Origin of the sequence: Enterobacter sp. KBR-315C3_2022 (assembly GCF_041399425.1) — a bacterium.
Classification (GTDB): Bacteria; Pseudomonadota; Gammaproteobacteria; order Enterobacterales; family Enterobacteriaceae; genus Enterobacter.
Genome location: NZ_JBGKEB010000029.1, coordinates 1 through 16,562, shown reverse-complemented (window position 1 = coordinate 16,562; position 16,562 = coordinate 1). Strand labels below are relative to the sequence as shown.

General features: G+C 59.8%; 14 protein-coding genes. 5 read left to right on the top strand and 9 right to left on the bottom strand.

The features are described from left to right. Positions 1–3: 3 nt before the first annotated feature. Positions 4–1,113 carry an iron-sulfur cluster carrier protein ApbC gene (apbC, locus tag AB8804_RS20825; RefSeq protein WP_371189833.1) on the bottom strand — a complete coding sequence of 370 codons (1,110 nt, stop codon included), beginning with the start codon at positions 1,111–1,113 and terminating at the stop codon, positions 4–6. 137 nt (positions 1,114–1,250) lie between these two features. Between apbC and metG the strand changes: the two genes are divergently transcribed. Next, entirely contained in the window at positions 1,251–3,284 is a 2,034-nt protein-coding gene (metG, locus tag AB8804_RS20820; protein ID WP_371189832.1) for a methionine--tRNA ligase, read from the top strand. Between the two features lie 94 nt (positions 3,285–3,378). On the opposite strand, the gene AB8804_RS20815 is transcribed toward metG, so the two are convergent. Genes AB8804_RS20815 through AB8804_RS20805 form a run of 3 tightly spaced genes read right to left on the bottom strand, consistent with a single transcriptional unit; the run spans position 3,379 to position 6,295 of the window. Further along, positions 3,379–3,849, bottom strand: coding sequence for a DUF1456 family protein (locus tag AB8804_RS20815; RefSeq protein ID WP_371189831.1), 471 nt, complete (start codon positions 3,847–3,849; stop codon positions 3,379–3,381). Positions 3,850–3,896: 47 nt separating this feature from the next. Continuing rightward, a complete protein-coding gene (btsR, locus tag AB8804_RS20810; RefSeq protein WP_371189830.1) occupies positions 3,897–4,616 on the bottom strand; it encodes a two-component system response regulator BtsR in 720 nt (239 codons plus the stop codon). Beyond that, the gene (locus AB8804_RS20805; protein ID WP_371189829.1) at positions 4,610–6,295 is read right to left on the bottom strand and encodes a LytS/YhcK type 5TM receptor domain-containing protein; all 1,686 of its coding nucleotides are present in this window, start codon (positions 6,293–6,295) and stop codon (positions 4,610–4,612) included. Before AB8804_RS20805 ends, btsR begins: the two co-directional genes overlap by 7 nt. A gap of 218 nt (positions 6,296–6,513) precedes the next feature. Between AB8804_RS20805 and mlrA the strand changes: the two genes are divergently transcribed. Next, positions 6,514–7,254, top strand: a complete 741-nt coding sequence (mlrA, locus tag AB8804_RS20800) for an HTH-type transcriptional regulator MlrA (RefSeq protein ID WP_371189828.1) — start codon at positions 6,514–6,516, stop codon at positions 7,252–7,254. Between the two features lie 69 nt (positions 7,255–7,323). Then, the gene (locus AB8804_RS20795; RefSeq protein WP_010433613.1) at positions 7,324–7,437 is read left to right on the top strand and encodes a protein YohO; all 114 of its coding nucleotides are present in this window, start codon (positions 7,324–7,326) and stop codon (positions 7,435–7,437) included. On the opposite strand, the gene AB8804_RS20790 is transcribed toward AB8804_RS20795, so the two are convergent. The 5 genes from AB8804_RS20790 to bglX all read right to left on the bottom strand — a co-directional run bounded on the left by AB8804_RS20790 (position 7,412) and on the right by bglX (position 13,599). Then, positions 7,412–8,149, bottom strand: coding sequence for an ABC transporter permease (locus tag AB8804_RS20790; protein WP_371189827.1), 738 nt, complete (start codon positions 8,147–8,149; stop codon positions 7,412–7,414). The two genes, AB8804_RS20795 and AB8804_RS20790, sit on opposite strands and share 26 nt — an antisense overlap. Further along, positions 8,133–9,083, bottom strand: a complete 951-nt coding sequence (locus AB8804_RS20785; protein ID WP_371189826.1) for an ABC transporter ATP-binding protein — start codon at positions 9,081–9,083, stop codon at positions 8,133–8,135. The genes AB8804_RS20790 and AB8804_RS20785 overlap by 17 nt, the downstream gene beginning before the upstream one ends. Next, entirely contained in the window at positions 9,076–10,233 is a 1,158-nt protein-coding gene (locus tag AB8804_RS20780; protein ID WP_371189825.1) for an ABC transporter permease, read from the bottom strand. Before AB8804_RS20780 ends, AB8804_RS20785 begins: the two co-directional genes overlap by 8 nt. 12 nt (positions 10,234–10,245) lie before the next feature. Next, a complete protein-coding gene (locus AB8804_RS20775) occupies positions 10,246–11,163 on the bottom strand; it encodes an ABC transporter substrate-binding protein (protein WP_371189823.1) in 918 nt (305 codons plus the stop codon). A gap of 138 nt (positions 11,164–11,301) precedes the next feature. Continuing rightward, positions 11,302–13,599, bottom strand: coding sequence for a beta-glucosidase BglX (gene bglX, locus AB8804_RS20770; RefSeq protein ID WP_371189821.1), 2,298 nt, complete (start codon positions 13,597–13,599; stop codon positions 11,302–11,304). A 189-nt stretch (positions 13,600–13,788) separates the two neighbouring features. On the opposite strand from bglX, the gene dld reads away from it, so the two are divergent. Both dld and AB8804_RS20760 read left to right on the top strand, forming a co-directional pair. Next, a complete protein-coding gene (gene dld / locus AB8804_RS20765; RefSeq protein WP_371189820.1) occupies positions 13,789–15,525 on the top strand; it encodes a D-lactate dehydrogenase in 1,737 nt (578 codons plus the stop codon). A gap of 124 nt (positions 15,526–15,649) precedes the next feature. Continuing rightward, positions 15,650–16,204 carry an N-acetyltransferase family protein gene (locus AB8804_RS20760; RefSeq protein WP_371189819.1) on the top strand — a complete coding sequence of 185 codons (555 nt, stop codon included), beginning with the start codon at positions 15,650–15,652 and terminating at the stop codon, positions 16,202–16,204. Positions 16,205–16,562: the final 358 nt, after the last annotated feature.

Here is a 16,562-nt window from a genome sequence, read left to right as displayed (position 1 = left end):
GAATTACACCGCGCGGAACGCGATCTCGCCCGGAATCACTTCGCCCTGCCAGTAGAGCTGCGCCGCAACGCGCCCCGCCAGCTGACGATAGATTTCCGCAAACTCGCTGTCTGGACGGCTCACTACCGTTGGCTTCCCGCTGTCGAGATCTTCACGCAGCGTGATGTGCAGCGGCATCTGGCCCAGCAGCTGGGTGTGATACTGCGCGGCCAGCTTTTCTGCGCCGCCGGTGCCGAAGATCGGCTCATGGTGCCCGCAGTTGCTGCAGATATGCATGCTCATGTTCTCGACGATGCCGAGGACAGGTACTTCCACCTTCTCGAACATCACGATGCCTTTTTTGGCGTCGATCAGCGCAATGTCCTGCGGCGTCGTCACCACCACCGCGCCCGTCACCGGGATGTTCTGCGCCAGCGTGAGCTGAATGTCACCGGTGCCCGGCGGCATGTCCAGCACCAGATAATCCAGATCCGGCCACATCGTCTCCTGCAGCATCTGCATCAGCGCTTTGCTGGCCATCGGGCCGCGCCAGACCATGGCGTTATCATCGGTGACCAGGTAGCCAATCGAGTTGGTTGCCAGACCGTGGGCCATAATCGGCGCCATGTGGGTGCCGTCCGGCGAGGTTGGGCGCTGGTTTTCCGCACCCAGCATGTTCGGCACGGACGGGCCGTAAATATCGGCATCCAGAATGCCGACCTTCGCCCCTTCGGCCGCCAGCGCCAGCGCCAGATTGACCGCGGTGGAGGATTTCCCCACCCCGCCCTTCCCGGAGCTGACGGCGATGATGTTCTTCACGCCGTTCACGCCAGGCTGGTTTTTCACGCGCTTGAGCGTGGCAATGCTGTGGCTGAGCTTCCAGACAATCGCCTTCGCGCCGGTGATGCGCAGCAGATCAGAGCTGGTTTGCTCTTTCAGCGTGTCGAACGCGCTGGCCCAGACGAACGGCATTTGCAGTTCGATGTGCAGCGTATCGTCCATCCACGCCACGTGATGCAGCGCTTTCAGCGCGGTGAGATTGTGCTTCAGGGTTGGATGCTGAAAATTAGCCAGCGTCCCGGCGACCATTGCTCGTAAGGCTTCCGGTGATTTGGCCTGGGATTGAGAACTCATCCCGACTCCTTTGTTCTTGTGAATAAGACCTTAGATGAACAAGTTTACCTGAAAGGCCGTGGTTTGTGCTTACTTAATAATGCCCCATTTGGTAATATCAAAAACCCTTTTCACAGTTAAAAGAAGTAATGCCTACTATGACTCAAGTCGCGAAAAAAATTCTGGTAACGTGCGCCCTGCCGTACGCCAACGGCTCAATCCACCTCGGCCACATGCTGGAGCATATCCAGGCTGATGTCTGGGTCCGTTACCAGCGAATGCGCGGCCACGAGGTCAACTTCATCTGTGCAGACGACGCCCACGGCACGCCGATCATGCTGAAAGCGCAGCAGCTCGGCATTAGCCCGGAGCAGATGATCGGTGAAATGAGTCAGGAGCATCAGACCGATTTTGCCGGTTTTGACATCAGCTATGACAACTACCACTCGACGCACAGCGACGAAAACCGCGAGCTGTCGGAGCTGATTTACACCCGTCTGAAAGAGAACGGTTTTATTAAAAACCGCACCATCTCTCAGCTGTACGATCCGGAAAAAGGCATGTTCCTGCCGGACCGCTTCGTCAAAGGTACCTGCCCGAAATGTAAATCCCCGGATCAGTACGGCGATAACTGCGAAGTGTGCGGCGCGACCTACAGCCCGACCGAGCTTATCGAGCCGAAATCCGTGGTGTCCGGCGCAACCCCGGTGATGCGTGATTCCGAGCACTTCTTCTTCGACCTGCCGTCGTTTAGCGAAATGCTGCAGGCGTGGACCCGCAGCGGCGCGCTGCAGGAGCAGGTGGCGAACAAGATGCAGGAGTGGTTCGAATCCGGCCTGCAGCAGTGGGATATCTCCCGCGACGCGCCGTACTTCGGCTTTGAAATCCCGAACGCGCCGGGCAAATATTTCTACGTCTGGCTGGACGCGCCAATCGGCTACATGGGCTCCTTCAAGAACCTGTGCGACAAGCGCGGCGACACCGTAAGCTTCGACGAATACTGGAAAAAAGATTCCACTGCCGAGCTGTACCACTTCATCGGCAAGGACATCGTCTACTTCCACAGCCTGTTCTGGCCGGCGATGCTGGAAGGCAGCAACTTCCGCAAGCCGACCAACCTGTTCGTTCACGGCTACGTGACGGTGAACGGCGCGAAGATGTCCAAGTCTCGCGGCACCTTCATTAAGGCCAGCACCTGGCTGAACCACTTCGACGCGGACAGCCTGCGCTACTACTACACCGCGAAGCTCTCTTCGCGCATCGACGATATTGACCTGAATCTGGAAGATTTCGTCCAGCGCGTGAACGCGGACATCGTCAACAAGGTGGTGAACCTGGCCTCCCGCAACGCGGGCTTTATCGCCAAGCGTTTCGACGGCGTGCTCTCCGCCGAGCTGGCCGATCCTGAGCTGTACAAAACCTTCACCGACGCCGCCGCTGCGGTTGGCGAAGCGTGGGAAAGCCGCGAGTTCGGTAAAGCGATTCGTGAAATCATGGCGCTGGCCGATGTTGCCAACCGCTATGTGGACGAACAGGCTCCGTGGGTGGTGGCAAAACAGGAAGGCCGCGACGCTGACCTGCAGGCGATCTGCACGATGGGTCTGAACATGTTCCGCGTGCTGATGACCTGGCTGAAGCCGGTGCTGCCTCAGCTCTCTGAACGTGCTGAAGCATTCCTGAACACCGAGCTGACCTGGGACGCGATCCAGCAGCCGCTGCTCGGCCACAAGGTGAACACCTTTAAGGCGCTGTACAACCGCATTGAGATGAAGCAGGTAGAAGCGCTGGTGGACGCCTCTAAAGAAGAGGTGAAGGCTGCCGCTGCGCCGGTGACCGGCCCGCTGGCTGACGATCCGATTCAGGAAACCATCACCTTTGATGATTTCGCGAAGGTCGACCTGCGCGTGGCGCTGATTGAGAACGCGGAGTTCGTAGAAGGTTCTGACAAGCTGCTGCGCCTGACGCTGGATCTGGGCGGCGAGAAGCGCAACGTCTTCTCCGGCATCCGCTCAGCCTACCCCGATCCGCAGGTGCTGATTGGTCGCCAGACGGTGATGGTGGCTAACCTTGCGCCGCGCAAAATGCGCTTCGGCATCTCCGAAGGGATGGTGATGGCCGCAGGCCCTGGCGGGAAGGATATTTTCCTGTTAAGCCCTGACGAAGGCGCGAAGCCGGGTCAGCAGGTGAAATAACAAAAAAGCCGGATGCATAATCCGGCTTTTTTTATGGCATTTTTGCCTACGGTTTTGTAGGCCGGGTAAGGCGAAGCCGCCACACGGCAAACAATCACGGCTTCGCGGCGTGTTCGCGAACCGTCAGCCCGCGCAGGAAATAGCGCAGAAACTGATCCCCGCACTCGCGGTAGTTTTTGTGGTCCGGCGCGCGCATCATGGCGGTGATTTCCGGCATCGACACGCGGAATTTCTGCCCGGTCACGATCGCCAGAATATCGTCGGTTTTCAGTGAAAACGCGATGCGCAGCTTTTTCAGCACCGTGTTGTTATTCACGCGACGCTCAAGCGCCAGCTCCGGCGCGGAGTCATCTTTGCCGCGCTTATGATAAATAAGCCCGTTCAGAAAGCCGGACAGGATGATATCCGGGCAGCGAACGAAGCCCTCTTCATCTTCTTTGGTCGTCCAGGTATCGAAACTTGCGGACGTGGACTCCATGTCGGAAAGCGCAAGAATGCGCACCATGTCGTTGTTGTTGGCTTTCAGGATGTAGCGCAGGCTACGAAGTATGTCGTTACTCAGCATGTGTGCCTTTATCTGTCGATGATGCAATGGCGCGCAGTGTACCAGTTTTACAGGCCGATCGCCTCTTTCAAACTTTTCAGGTAGCGACGGCTAACGGGCACCGTCTGGCCCGCGCGCAGCACCAGCTCGGCCTGCCCGTTGTCTTCCAGGCGAATTTCCTTCAGGTGCGCCATGTTCACCAGATACTGACGATGGCAGCGCATCAGCGGCGTGCGGCTTTCGAGCGTGCGCAGCGTCAGCTCGGTGAAACCCTCGCTGCCTTCCGCGCTGGTCACGTAGACCCCGCTCAGGCGGCTGCTGACAAACGCGACGTCATCCATCTGCAAAAGGTAAATGCGGCTGTGTCCGGTGCACGGAATGAACTTGAGCGGCTGCTGGTTTTCCGGCAGCAGCGTGACGTCCTGCACGGTGCGCTCCTGGCGCAGGCGGTTGAGCGTTTTGTCCAGCCGCTTCTCTTCGATCGGCTTAAGCAGGTAGTCGAACGCATGCTCCTCGAACGCCTTCACGGCGTATTCGTCGAACGCCGTCAGAAAAACGATGTAGGGCCGGTGCTCCGGGTCAAGCATGCCGACCATCTCCAGGCCGCTGATGCGCGGCATCTGGATGTCGAGAAACAGCACGTCCGGGCGCAGCTTGTGCACCGCGCCGATGGCCTCAATGGCATTTGCGCATTCCCCCACTACCTCGATATCACGCTGCTCCTGCAGCAGCACGCGCAGGTTTTCCCGTGCCAGCGGCTCGTCATCGACAATCAGCACTCTCAGCATGCGTTTTCCTCCAGCGGCAGTCGTAAGGTAATGCGGGTAAAGCGGTCCGTCTCGCAGGCAACGGCAATTCCACAATCGTCGCCGAAGTGGGCGCGCAGGCGCTTGTCCACCAGGCTCATGCCTAATCCGCCGGAACCGGTAGGCTCATACAGCCCGGCGTTGTCCTCAATATCCAGCACCAGATGGTGATTAAACCGGCTGGCGGAAATGGATATCTCCCCGGTGCCCAGCAGCTGCGAGGTGCCGTGCTTGATGGCATTTTCCACGATCGGCTGCAGGGTAAAGGCCGGAAGATGCTGATACGCCAGCTCGTCCGGTACGGACAGCGACACCTGCAGGCGCGACTGAAAGCGCGCCTTTTCAATCTGCAGGTAGGCATTAACGTGCTCGATCTCATCGGCCAGGGTTACGATCTCCGACGGGCGCTTGAGGTTTTTACGGAAAAACGTCGACAGGAACTGCACCAGCTGGGCCGCCTGGTCGCTGTCGCGGCGAATCACCGCCTTCAGCGTATTCAGCGCGTTGAACAGAAAATGCGGGTTCACCTGCGCGTGCAGCAGCTTGATTTCGGACTGGGTCAGCAGCGCCTTCTGCCGCTCGTATTGCCCGGCCAGAATTTGCGCCGACAGCAGCTGCGCGATCCCCTCTCCCAGCGTGCGGTTGATCGAGCTGAACAGGCGATTCTTCGCCTCATACAGCTTAATGGTGCCCATCACCCGCTGGTTTTCGCCGCGCAGAGGAATGACCAGCGTCGAGCCCAGCTTGCACTGCGGGTGCAGCGAGCAGCGGTACGGCACTTCGTTGCCGTCGGCATACACCACCTCGCCCGTCTCAATGGCGCGCAGCGTGTAGGCGGACGAGATAGGCTTGCCGGGCAAATGGTGATCGTCCCCTGCGCCGGTAAAGGCCAGCAGCTTTTCGCGATCGGTTATCGCAACCGCGCCGATATCCAGCTCCTGATACAGCACCTGCGCCACCTTCATGCTGTTCTCTTCGTTGAAGCCCTGGCGCAGGATCCCCTCCGTCGAGGCCGCGACCTTCAGCGCCGTGGCGGAAAACGCCGAGGTGTATTTCTCAAACATCGCGCGCTTGTCGAGCAAAATGCGCATAAAGAGCGCCGCGCCAACGGTATTCGTCACCATCATCGGCGCGGCAATGTTGCTGACCAGATGCAGAGCATCTTCAAACGGACGGGCAATCAGCAGGATGATCGCCATCTGCGCCATCTCGGCTACAAAGGTAATCGCCCCGGCGGCGATCGGGCTAAACACCTTGTCCGGGCGGCCGCGCTTGATCATGTAGCTGTGAACCAGCCCGCCGAGAAGCCCTTCGACGATCGTCGAGATCATGCAGCTGAGCGCCGTCATGCCGCCCATTGAGTAACGGTGCAGGCCACCCGTCAGGCCGACAAGCCCGCCCACGACGGGGCCACCGAGCAGGCCGCCCATGACCGCGCCTATCGCGCGCGTGTTGGCAATGGAATCTTCGATATGGAGGCCAAAGTACGTCCCCATAATGCAGAAAATTGAAAAGGTTACGTAGCAAAGCAGCTTGTGCGGTAAACGAACGGTAACCTGCATCAGCGGAATAAACAGGCGCGTTTTGCTCATCAGCCAGGCGATGACCAGAAACACGCACATCTGCTGAAGCAACAGCAGCACCAGATTGAACTCGTACATACTCGGGAACCGCACATTCTAAAAACGGGTAACATACACTGAAGGGGAATAACTTTCTTTGAAGCGGTACAAAAAAGCTGTAATTCGTGTCCGGTATCACATCTTTTGCCGAACATATCGCATCCTTCGCATAATTTGTACAAAAAAGAATCAATTCTTCCTGGTTCGGCGAACTGGGTCTACAGTTAAGCTGGGGACGCGCAGGCCAGGGGGCGAATATGGCGCTTTACACGATAGGTGAAGTGGCACTCCTTTGTGATATCAATCCCGTCACGCTCAGGGCGTGGCAGCGGCGGTATGGATTACTCAAGCCGCAGCGAACGGACGGCGGACATCGCCTTTTCAACGACGCCGACATCGACAGGATCCGGGAAATCAAAAGCTGGATCGACAACGGCGTGCAGGTCGGAAAGGTAAAATCCCTGCTCAGCCAGGACGATCCCGACACGCAGCGCGTCTGGCGCGACCAGCAAGAAGCCCTGCTGCGCCTTCTGCAGGCCGGCAACCTGCAGCGCCTGCGCGCCTGGATTAAGGAGCAGGGGCGCGATCACCCGGCACAAACGCTGATCGTGCAGCTTTTTATTCCCCTGCGCCGCCGCCTCCAGTGCCAGCAGTCCACGCTGCAGGCGCTCCTGAGCATGCTCGACGGCGTGCTTATCAACTATATTTCGGTCTGCCTGGCCTCCGCCCGAAACAAGAGCGGAAAAGATGCGCTGGTGGTCGGCTGGAACATTCACGACACTACCCGCCTGTGGCTTGAAGCGTGGATCGCCACCCAAAAAGGCTGGCGCGTCGACGTGCTGGCCCATTCCCTCGCCCAGCTGCGGCCCGAGTTTTTTGAAGGCCAGACGCTGCTGGTCTGGTGCGGGGAAATTCCCACCGCCTCCCAGCAGCAGCTGCTGGCCGAGTGGCGGGAGAATGGCTATCCGGTTTACGCCCTGGGGCCGGATGAATCGTAACGGCATTTAATGGTTCATTAACAGCTGCGCTTCACCGTATAATTGTTCCGTTAACAACAGGAGCACATGATGAAGGCAACCAAACTGGCCGTAATTACCCTTTTCGTTCTGATGGCCGTGAGCGGCATTGGCGGCGTCATGCTGGCGGGCTATTCGTTTATTGTTCGCGGCGGTGTCGGCTGAAATACCCCGCCAACCTTTCGAACAGGCGGTCGACGACGATCGCCGCCAGCGCGACCAGCACCGCGCCCTGCAGAATATAGGCCGTATTAAACCCGCTTAAGCCGATAATAATCGGCGTGCCCAGCGTATTTGCGCCCACCGTTGAGGCGATGGTCGCCGTGCCAATGTTGATGATGACCGACGTGCGGATCCCCGCGAGAATAACCGGCGCGGCGAGCGGCAGTTCAACCTTCCACAGCCGCTGGCGGGCGCTCATCCCGACCCCTTCGGCCACGCTCAGCACGGAAGACGGCACTGCCGCTATCCCGGCCAGCGTCCCCTGCAAAATCGGCAGCACGCCGTAGAGAATCAGCGCCACAATCGCCGGCTGCTGGCCAAATCCCATTACCGGCACCGCAATCGCCAGCACCGCCACGGGGGGAAACGTCTGCCCCATCGCGGCGATGGTCTCCACCAGCGGACGAAACTCCCTGCCCTGCGGGCGCGTGACCGCAATTCCGGCGCCCACGCCCAGTAGAATGGCAAACAGGCTGGAGAGCGATACCAGCCAGAAATGCGCCAGCGTCAGGTTGACGAAGCTCTCCTGCTGATAAACCGGGCGCGGCAGCCCGGGAAAGAGCGCGCTAAACAGCCCCGCGCTGTGCGGCATCAGAAACAGCAGGGCGACAAAAAGGCCAATCAGCCAAAGCAACGGATCACGCGCCCACTTCACCCGCCACCTCCCCTGTCAGCAGATCGCGAAAGTGCAGCGCGCCGCAGGTCACGCCCTGCTCGTCTGCCACGGGCAGCACCTCGCAGCGCCGGGCGACAAACGCGGAGAGGGCATCGCGCAGGCTCATCTGCGCCCGTAGCGGCTCACCCGCCACCGCGTCGCTTTGCGAACGCATATACTCCCCGACGGTTCGCAGGGAGAGCAGCCGGACGCCCAGCTCGCTGCGGCCGAAAAACTCGCGCACAAAATCGTTCGCCGGGTGCGTTAGCAGCTCCAGCGGCGAGCCCTGCTGCACCACTTCCCCCTGGTCCATCAGGATCAGGCGATCGCCCAGGCGCAGCGCCTCGTCGATGTCGTGCGTGACCAGCACAATGGTGCGCCCGAGGATGCGGTGAATACGCGTCATCTCGGCCTGAAGCGCGCCGCGCGTCACCGGATCGAGCGCGCCAAACGGCTCATCCATCAGCAGCACCTGCGGGTTCGCGGCCAGCGCGCGCGCCACGCCCACGCGCTGCTGCTGCCCGCCCGAGAGCTGGTGCGGATAGCGATCGCGCAGCGAAGGCTCCAGCCCCAGCAGCGCCATGAGTTCGTCCACGCGATCCGCAATCCTGGCCTTCGTCCATTTTTCCAGCTGCAGCACGGTGGCGATATTCTGCGCGACCGTCCAGTGGGGAAACAGGCCGATGGACTGAATGGCGTAGCCCATGCGGCGGCGCAGCTCCAGTACCGGCAGGCTGCGGATCTCTTCCCCGGCAAAGCGGATCTGGCCGCTGTCGTGCTCCACCAGCCGGTTGATCATTTTCAGGGTGGTCGATTTGCCCGAACCGGAGGTGCCGATCAGCACGGAGAAGGCACCTTCCGCAAAGTGAAGGTTCAGGTGGCTGGCCGCCGGGCGGCCCGCGAAGGTTTTACTGACATCATGAAATTCAATCATTGGCGCTTCTCCTGAGCAGGGCGAGCCACAAGGCAAACAGCGCATCCAGCACGACCGCCAGCGCGATGGTGGGCACGACGCCCAGTAACACCAGGTCCAGCGCGCTGCTGAGCAATCCCTGGAAGACGAGCGCGCCAAATCCCCCCGCGCCGATCAGCGCGGCGATAACCGCCATGCCGACGGTTTGCACGGTGACCACGCGCAGGCTGCGGACCAGCAGCGGCAGCGCGAGCGGAAGCTGGATTTTCCAGAAGCACTGGCGCGCGCTCATGCCCATCGCGTGGGCGCTTTCCAGCACGTCCGGCGCCACCTGGCTCAGCCCCGCCACCACGCCGCGCACCAGCGGCAGCAGCGCGTAGAGCACGAGCGCGATAAGCGCAGGCGTGAGTCCGGTTCCGGCTACGCCAAGCGATCCCAGCGCGGGAAACGACTTCACCAGCCCCGCGAGCGGCGCAATCAGCAGGCCAAACAGCGCGACGGAGGGAATGGTCTGGATGACGTTCAGCACGGTAAACACGCTTCCCTGCCGCGAGGGGTGACGGTAGCACAGCATCCCCAGCGGCACGCCGACAAGCAGCGCGGGGAAAAGCGTGCCGAGCAGAATGGTTATATGCTGCGCCAGGGCATCGTCAAAGACCTCCTGACGGTTGGCGTACTCCTTGAGCAGGGAAAGCGCGTTCAGCTCGCCGCTGAACAGCAGCGCCAGCGGCAGAACCCAGATCTGGGCGTTCAGCACCCAGCGCCAGGCGGGCATCGGCACCAGGCGGCGAATGGCGTCGCTGCACGCCAGCAGGCACAGCGCCAGCCAGAGCCACAGTCCGCTGCCAATCGAGGTTCGCGCAAGCGGGCTTTCCGCCGAGGCCATGTGCGTTGCCGCCAGCCCGGCGCTCCAGAAAAGCGCAACAAAGAGGAGTTCACAGAGGATAAGCGTCAGCCAGAGGGCGGCGCGTCCCGGCAGGAGCGACAGCGCGATCGTCGCCGCCAGCGCCATCACGATGGCGACCGGCATGAACGGCCAAATCTCCCACAGCAGGCGCGGTTCGCCCGAGACCAGGCGGTTTGGCGCAACGTTAACAAACGGTAGCGCGATGGCTGCCGCGGCCACACAGGCCAACAGCAGCAGCACGCGGTTATGGCATTTTATTGGCACATCCCTGTCCTGTTACTTCACAAGCCCTTGTTGCTTCAGGAAGTCGGCGGCCACTTTTTTGGCATCCAGTCCCTCAACGGCAATGCTGGCATTCAGCTGCTGCAGCGTTTTCTCATCCAGCTTTTCGAAAACCGGCTTAAGCCATTTATCCAGGTCGGGATAGGCTTTCAGCACCGCTTCGCGCACCACCGGTGCCGGAGCGTAGATCGGCTGTACGCCTTTCGGATCGCTCAGCGTTTGCAGCCCCAGCGCCGCCACCGGACCGTCGGTGCCGTAGGCCATCGCGGCGTTCACGCCGGAGGTTTGCTGCGCCGCGGCTTTGATGGTCACCGCCGTGTCGCCCCCGGCCAGCGAAAGCAGCTGCGACTGGTCAAGCTTGAAATCGTAGGCTTTTTCGAAGGCAGGCAGCGCATCGGGGCGCTCGATAAATTCGGCAGAGGCGGCAAGCTTAAAGTCGCCCTTCTCTTTCAGATAGCGGCTCAGATCCTCAAGCGAGGCCAGCTTGCCCTTTTCGGCGAGATCCTTACGCACCGCAATCGTCCAGGTGTTATTGGCGGGAGCCGGCGTTAGCCAGACCAGCTTGTTCTGCTCGGCGTCGAGCTTTTTGACCTTCTCATAGCCGGCTTTGGCATTTTTCCACGCCGCGTCGTTTTCGTCTTTAAAGAAGAAGGCGCCGTTGCCGGTATATTCCGGATAGATGTCCAGCTCGCCGGAGGTAATTGCGCCGCGCACCACGGGCGTGGTGCCGAGCTGTACCTTATTGACCGTTTTCACCCCGTGGCTTTCAAGCACCTGCAGGATGATGTTGCCCAGCAGCGCGCCTTCGGTATCAATCTTTGAGCCCACTTTCACCGGCTCTGCCGCCTGTAAAGGCAGGCTCAGCGCCGCCAGCAGCGCCGCTGAGCCCATTAATCCTTTTGAAATCGTCATGTACTTTCCTCAGTTTTGCCGCCTTTTTCAGAGGCTTGAAAGAAAAGCGTAGCTTAAAACGGCGGGTTTAACCGTCAAAATGCCTTTTTAGCATAAGGTAAGACGCCTCCCCCGGAACCGGGGGAGGCGGGGAAGGAATTATAGCAGCTCGAACTCGCCTTTGTTTACGCGAGCAGAATCCACGCCGATAAAGACGTTAAACTTGCCCGGCTCCGCGTCGTACTTCATCTGCTGGTTCCAGAACTTCAGCGCGTTCACGTCAATCGGGAAGGTGACGGTTTTGGTTTCGCCAGGCTTGAGCGTGACCTTATCAAAGCCGCGCAGCTCCTTAACCGGGCGGCTCATCGAGGCCGTTACGTCCTGAACGTACATCTGAATGACCGTTGCCCCCTCGCGCTTGCCGGTGTTGGTCACCTCAACGCTGGCGGTCACCTTGCCGTCACGCTTCAGGGTCGGCGCCGACATTTTTACGTCCGAGACCTTAAAGGTGGTGTAGCTCAGGCCGTAGCCAAACGGATAGAGCGGGCCGTTCGCTTCGTCAAAGTAGCGCGAGGTGTACTTGTTCGGCTTGTCGGCGTTGTACGGACGGCCGGTGTTCAGGTGGCTGTAGTACACCGGGATCTGCCCGACGGAGCGCGGGAAGGACATCGGCAGCTTGCCGGACGGGTTGTAATCGCCGAACAGCACGTCGGCAATGGCGTTACCGCCTTCTGTACCCGCAAACCAGGTTTCCAGAATCGCGTCGGCCTGCTGGTCTTCTTTCACCAGCGCCAGCGGACGGCCGTTCATCAGCACCAGCACCAGCGGCTTGCCGGTCGCCTTCAGGGCGGCAATCAGGTCGCGCTGGCTCTGCGGAATGGTGATATCGGTACGGCTGGACGCTTCGTGCGCCATGCCCTGCGCTTCGCCCACGACCGCAACAATGACGTCAGACTGCTTCGCGGCGCTGACTGCCTCGTCGATCATCTCCTTCGGCGAGCGCGGATCGACCTTCACCGCCTCTTCGTACTGGTTAAGGAAGGTGACGATATCGTTATCGTTGGTGACGTTCGCGCCCTTGGCGTAAACCACCTTCGCGTTTTCACCCACGGCGTCTTTGATGCCGGTCAGCACCGTGACGGACTGATCGGCCACGCCCGCGGCGGACCAGCTGCCCATCACGTCGCGCTTGCTGTCGGCCAGCGGCCCTACGACAGCAATGGTGCCGGACTTTTTCAGCGGCAGCGTTTCAAGACGGTTTTTCAGCAGCACCAGGCTTTCACGCGCCACCTCGCGCGCCTCTTTGCGGTGCAGGCGGCTTTCGGCGTTGGTGTCCGCCGGGTCAGACTCTTTCGGCCCCAGGTGGCTGTACGGATCGTTAAACAGCCCCATGTCGTATTTCACGTTCAGCACGTGGCGGGTCGCGTCGTCCAGCTCGGCCATCGTCACCTTGCCGCTCTTCACCAGCCCCGGCAGGTATTTACTGTAGTATTCGTCGCTCATGCTCATGTTGATGCCGGACTTGAGCGCCACGCGCACCGCGTCTTCCGGATCGGAGGCCGTGCCGTGCTTGATCAGCTCTTTAATCGCGCCGTGATCCGAGACGGTAATGCCCTTGAAGCCCCACTGGTCGCGCAGCACGTCTTTCAGCAGCCACGAGTCGGAGGTGGCTGGCGTGCCGTTCAGCGAGTTCAGCGCCACCATCACCGCGCCGCTGCCCGCGTCCAGCCCCGCTTTGTACGGCGGCATGTAGTCGTTAAACAGGCGCTGCGGGCTCATGTCCACGGTGTTGTACTCTTTGCCGCCCTCAACCGCGCCGTAGGCCGCGAAGTGCTTGACGCTGGTCATGACGGAGTAGCGGTCCGCCGGGCTTTTGCCCTGCATCGCTTCCACCATGGTTTTGCCCATCGTGGCCGTTAAATAGGTGTCTTCGCCAAAGCCTTCCGAGGCGCGGCCCCAGCGCGGATCGCGAGAGACGTCCACCATCGGCGCCCAGGTCATGTTCAGGCCGTCGTCGGCCGCTTCATAGGCGGAAACGCGCCCGACGGTTTTGACCGCGTCGAGGTTAAAGGAAGAGGCCAGGCCGAGGCTAATCGGGAAGACGGTCCGCTGCCCGTGCAGCACGTCGTAGGCGAAGAAGAGAGGAATTTTCAGGCGGCTGAGTTCCATCACCTGATCCTGCATTTTGCGGATATCCTGACGGGTGACGGTGTTAAAGATTGCGCCCACCTGGCTCTCTTTGATCATCTCCCGGATGGCCTCTTTCGGGTTATCCGGGCCGACGCTGATAAGGCGCAGCTGGCCGATCTTCTCATCGACCGTCATCTTTTTAAGCAGTTCGGTGACGAACGCGTCCCGGGCTTCAGGCGTGAGCGGGTGATTGCCAAACATATCATCTGCCAGCGCAGGCTGCAGCGCCAGGCTGACGGCGACACCTACAGAACATATCCATTTCATGTCGTTTTACTCTCTCATCATTAACCGCCGGAAGAACGCCACCGGACCGTGCGAAAAGCGCAGTGTGCCACAAACCCTCTGCGGCTTGCAGGGTTATTCTCTGATTTTTCTCATGAATAGTAGACCGCTCAACAGTTAATCGCGCTATGCTTTACAGCGAGAAATTTGCCCCACCACAAGGAGTGGAAGATGTCTTCTGTTCGAACTGACGATAACAACGCTTTTATTAACGAACTGTCGCGCCTGGTTGGCTCCTCTCACCTGCTTACCGACCCGGACAAAACCGCCCGCTACCGTAAGGGCTTTCGCTCCGGTCAGGGCGACGCGCTGGCGGTCGTTTTCCCCGGCACGCTGCTGGAGCTGTGGCGCGTGCTCAGCGCCTGCGTCGCCGCCGACAAGATTATTTTAATGCAGGCCGCCAATACTGGCCTGACCGAAGGCTCAACGCCGAACGGCAACGACTACGATCGCGACATTGTGATTATCAGCACGCTGCGCCTCGATAAGCTTCACCTGCTGGACAAAGGCGAGCAGGTGCTGGCCTTCCCGGGTACTACCCTCTATTCGCTGGAGAAAGCGCTTAAGCCGCTGGGGCGCGAGCCGCACTCCGTGATTGGCTCCTCGTGCATTGGTGCATCGGTGATCGGCGGGATCTGCAATAACTCCGGCGGTTCGCTGGTGCAGCGCGGCCCGGCCTATACCGAGATGTCGCTCTTTGCCCGCATCGACGAGAGCGGCAAGCTGACGCTGGTTAACCATCTGGGTATCGCTCTGGGCGTGACGCCAGAGCAGATTCTGAGCAAGCTGGATGACGAGCGCGTTAGGGATGAAGACGTGCAGCACGACGGCCGCCACGCGCACGATCACGATTACATCACCCGCGTGCGCGACATTGAGGCCGATACCCCGGCGCGCTACAACGCCGACCCGGACCGGCTGTTCGAATCCTCCGGCTGCGCGGGCAAGCTGGCGGTATTTGCGGTGCGTCTCGATACCTTCCCGGCAGAGAAAAAGCAGCAGGTCTTCTACATCGGGACCAACCAGCCGGAGGTGCTCACCGAAATTCGTCGCCACATCCTGGCCGAGTTCACCCACCTGCCGGTGGCGGGCGAGTATATGCACCGGGATATTTACGATATCGCCGAGCGCTACGGTAAAGACACCTTCCTGATGATCGACAGGCTCGGCACCGACAAAATGCCGTTCTTCTTCACCATGAAGGGGCGTACCGACGCGATGCTGGAGAAGGTGCCGCTGTTTAAGCCCCACTTCACCGACCGCTTTATGCAGAAGCTGGGCAACGTCTTCCCGGCGCACCTGCCGGAGCGGATGAAAACCTGGCGCGATAAGTACGAACATCACCTGCTGCTCAAAATGTCCGGAGACGGCATCGACGAAGCGCAGGCCTGGCTGAGCGACTTTTTCAAAACCGCCGAGGGTGATTTCTTCGCCTGCACGCCTGAAGAGGGCAGCAAGGCCTTCCTGCACCGTTTTGCGGCAGCGGGCGCGGCGATTCGCTATCAGGCGGTGCATTCCGAAGAGGTGGAAGATATTCTGGCGCTGGATATCGCCCTGCGCCGCAACGATACCGAGTGGTTTGAGCATCTGCCGCCGGAAATTAGCGACAAGCTGGTGCATAAGCTCTATTACGGCCACTTCATGTGCTATGTCTTCCATCAGGATTACATCGTCAAGAAAGGGGTCGACGCGCATGCGCTAAAAGAGCAGATGCTCGCCCTTCTTCACGCGCGCGGCGCGCAGTATCCTGCGGAACATAACGTCGGACATCTCTATAAAGCGCCAGAAACGCTTACGCGTTTTTATCGCGAGAATGACCCTACAAACAGTATGAATCCCGGCATTGGCAAAACAACGCGGAAGAAATACTGGAAAGAGGATGTTAACGCCGAGCAGCACGACGCGTAAGCCACTGAACCCGGGTTACCGCCATATTTGAGAGATTGTTAAGCGCGCCTTAAACGTACTAGAGTAGCAGCCTGTCGCCGGAGAAACGCTTCTCCGGCATTGCATTACGAGGAGCAGGCACATCATGTCGGCTGTTGATACTTTGTCCGAAAGCGGAGTGGTCGTGCGCGACGCCCTTCCCGATGACGTGCATGCCATCTCCGCCATTTACGCGTGGCACGTCCTCCACGGCCGCGCGTCGTTTGAGGAAGTTCCCCCTACCGTCGACGACATGCGCCAGCGTATAAAAAACGTGTCCGATAGCGGCCTGCCGTGGCTGGTTGCTCTCTATCGCGGGATCGTGGTCGGCTATTGCTACGCCACGCCCTATCGCCCGCGCGATGCCTATCGCTATACCCTTGAAGAATCGATTTACGTCGATGCCAGCGCCACCGGAAAAGGGCTAGGCTCAACGCTGCTCAGCGCGCTTATCGCGCGCTGCGAGCAGGGCCCGTGGCGGCAGATGATCGCCGTGGTGGGAGATGGGAACAATAACGCGGGGTCGCTGCGGCTGCATAAAAAGCACGGCTTCGAGGTGGTGGGCCAGCTGCGCAGCGTCGGCTATAAAAAAGGCGACTGGCGGGATACGCTGATCATGCAGCGGCCGCTCAACGAAGGCGACTGGACGCTGCCGGAATAAAAGCAAAACGGTAACCTGGGTTACCGTTTTTAGTGTTTTCTCCCTCTCCCCGTGGGCTGAGGGATCCCCACAAATTTCAGACTGGCACAGAATACTCCCTCTCCATTCAGGGAGAGGGCTGGGGTGAGGGGGAACATACGGCTGTGGTGGTAATTCCGTTCACTTTACGAGCCTTGCTACTCTTAAATCACGTTACTTGTGAACGTGTGAAGGGGGCTCCCGTGTATGAACCGGTCACATGGGTTATAGATCTGACCGGTCACATAGGTAACACTTTTTGACTTAATCGGCCCGGATTATACGATGATTTCGTCTGTCGTACCGGGCCAGTATCAGTTCACCAAAGCCAATTTCATCC

Coding starts and splice junctions, on each gene's coding strand:
- AB8804_RS20760 (WP_371189819.1), top strand. CDS start 15,650: ATGTCGGCTGTTGATACTTTGTCCGAAAGCGGAGTGGTCGTGCGCGAC.
- metG (WP_371189832.1), top strand. CDS start 1,251: ATGACTCAAGTCGCGAAAAAAATTCTGGTAACGTGCGCCCTGCCGTAC.
- AB8804_RS20815 (WP_371189831.1), bottom strand. CDS start 3,849: ATGCTGAGTAACGACATACTTCGTAGCCTGCGCTACATCCTGAAAGCC.
- AB8804_RS20785 (WP_371189826.1), bottom strand. CDS start 9,083: ATGATTGAATTTCATGATGTCAGTAAAACCTTCGCGGGCCGCCCGGCG.
- mlrA (WP_371189828.1), top strand. CDS start 6,514: ATGGCGCTTTACACGATAGGTGAAGTGGCACTCCTTTGTGATATCAAT.
- bglX (WP_371189821.1), bottom strand. CDS start 13,599: ATGAAATGGATATGTTCTGTAGGTGTCGCCGTCAGCCTGGCGCTGCAG.
- dld (WP_371189820.1), top strand. CDS start 13,789: ATGTCTTCTGTTCGAACTGACGATAACAACGCTTTTATTAACGAACTG.
- btsR (WP_371189830.1), bottom strand. CDS start 4,616: ATGCTGAGAGTGCTGATTGTCGATGACGAGCCGCTGGCACGGGAAAAC.
- AB8804_RS20775 (WP_371189823.1), bottom strand. CDS start 11,163: ATGACGATTTCAAAAGGATTAATGGGCTCAGCGGCGCTGCTGGCGGCG.
- apbC (WP_371189833.1), bottom strand. CDS start 1,113: ATGAGTTCTCAATCCCAGGCCAAATCACCGGAAGCCTTACGAGCAATG.
- AB8804_RS20805 (WP_371189829.1), bottom strand. CDS start 6,295: ATGTACGAGTTCAATCTGGTGCTGCTGTTGCTTCAGCAGATGTGCGTG.
- AB8804_RS20795 (WP_010433613.1), top strand. CDS start 7,324: ATGAAGGCAACCAAACTGGCCGTAATTACCCTTTTCGTTCTGATGGCC.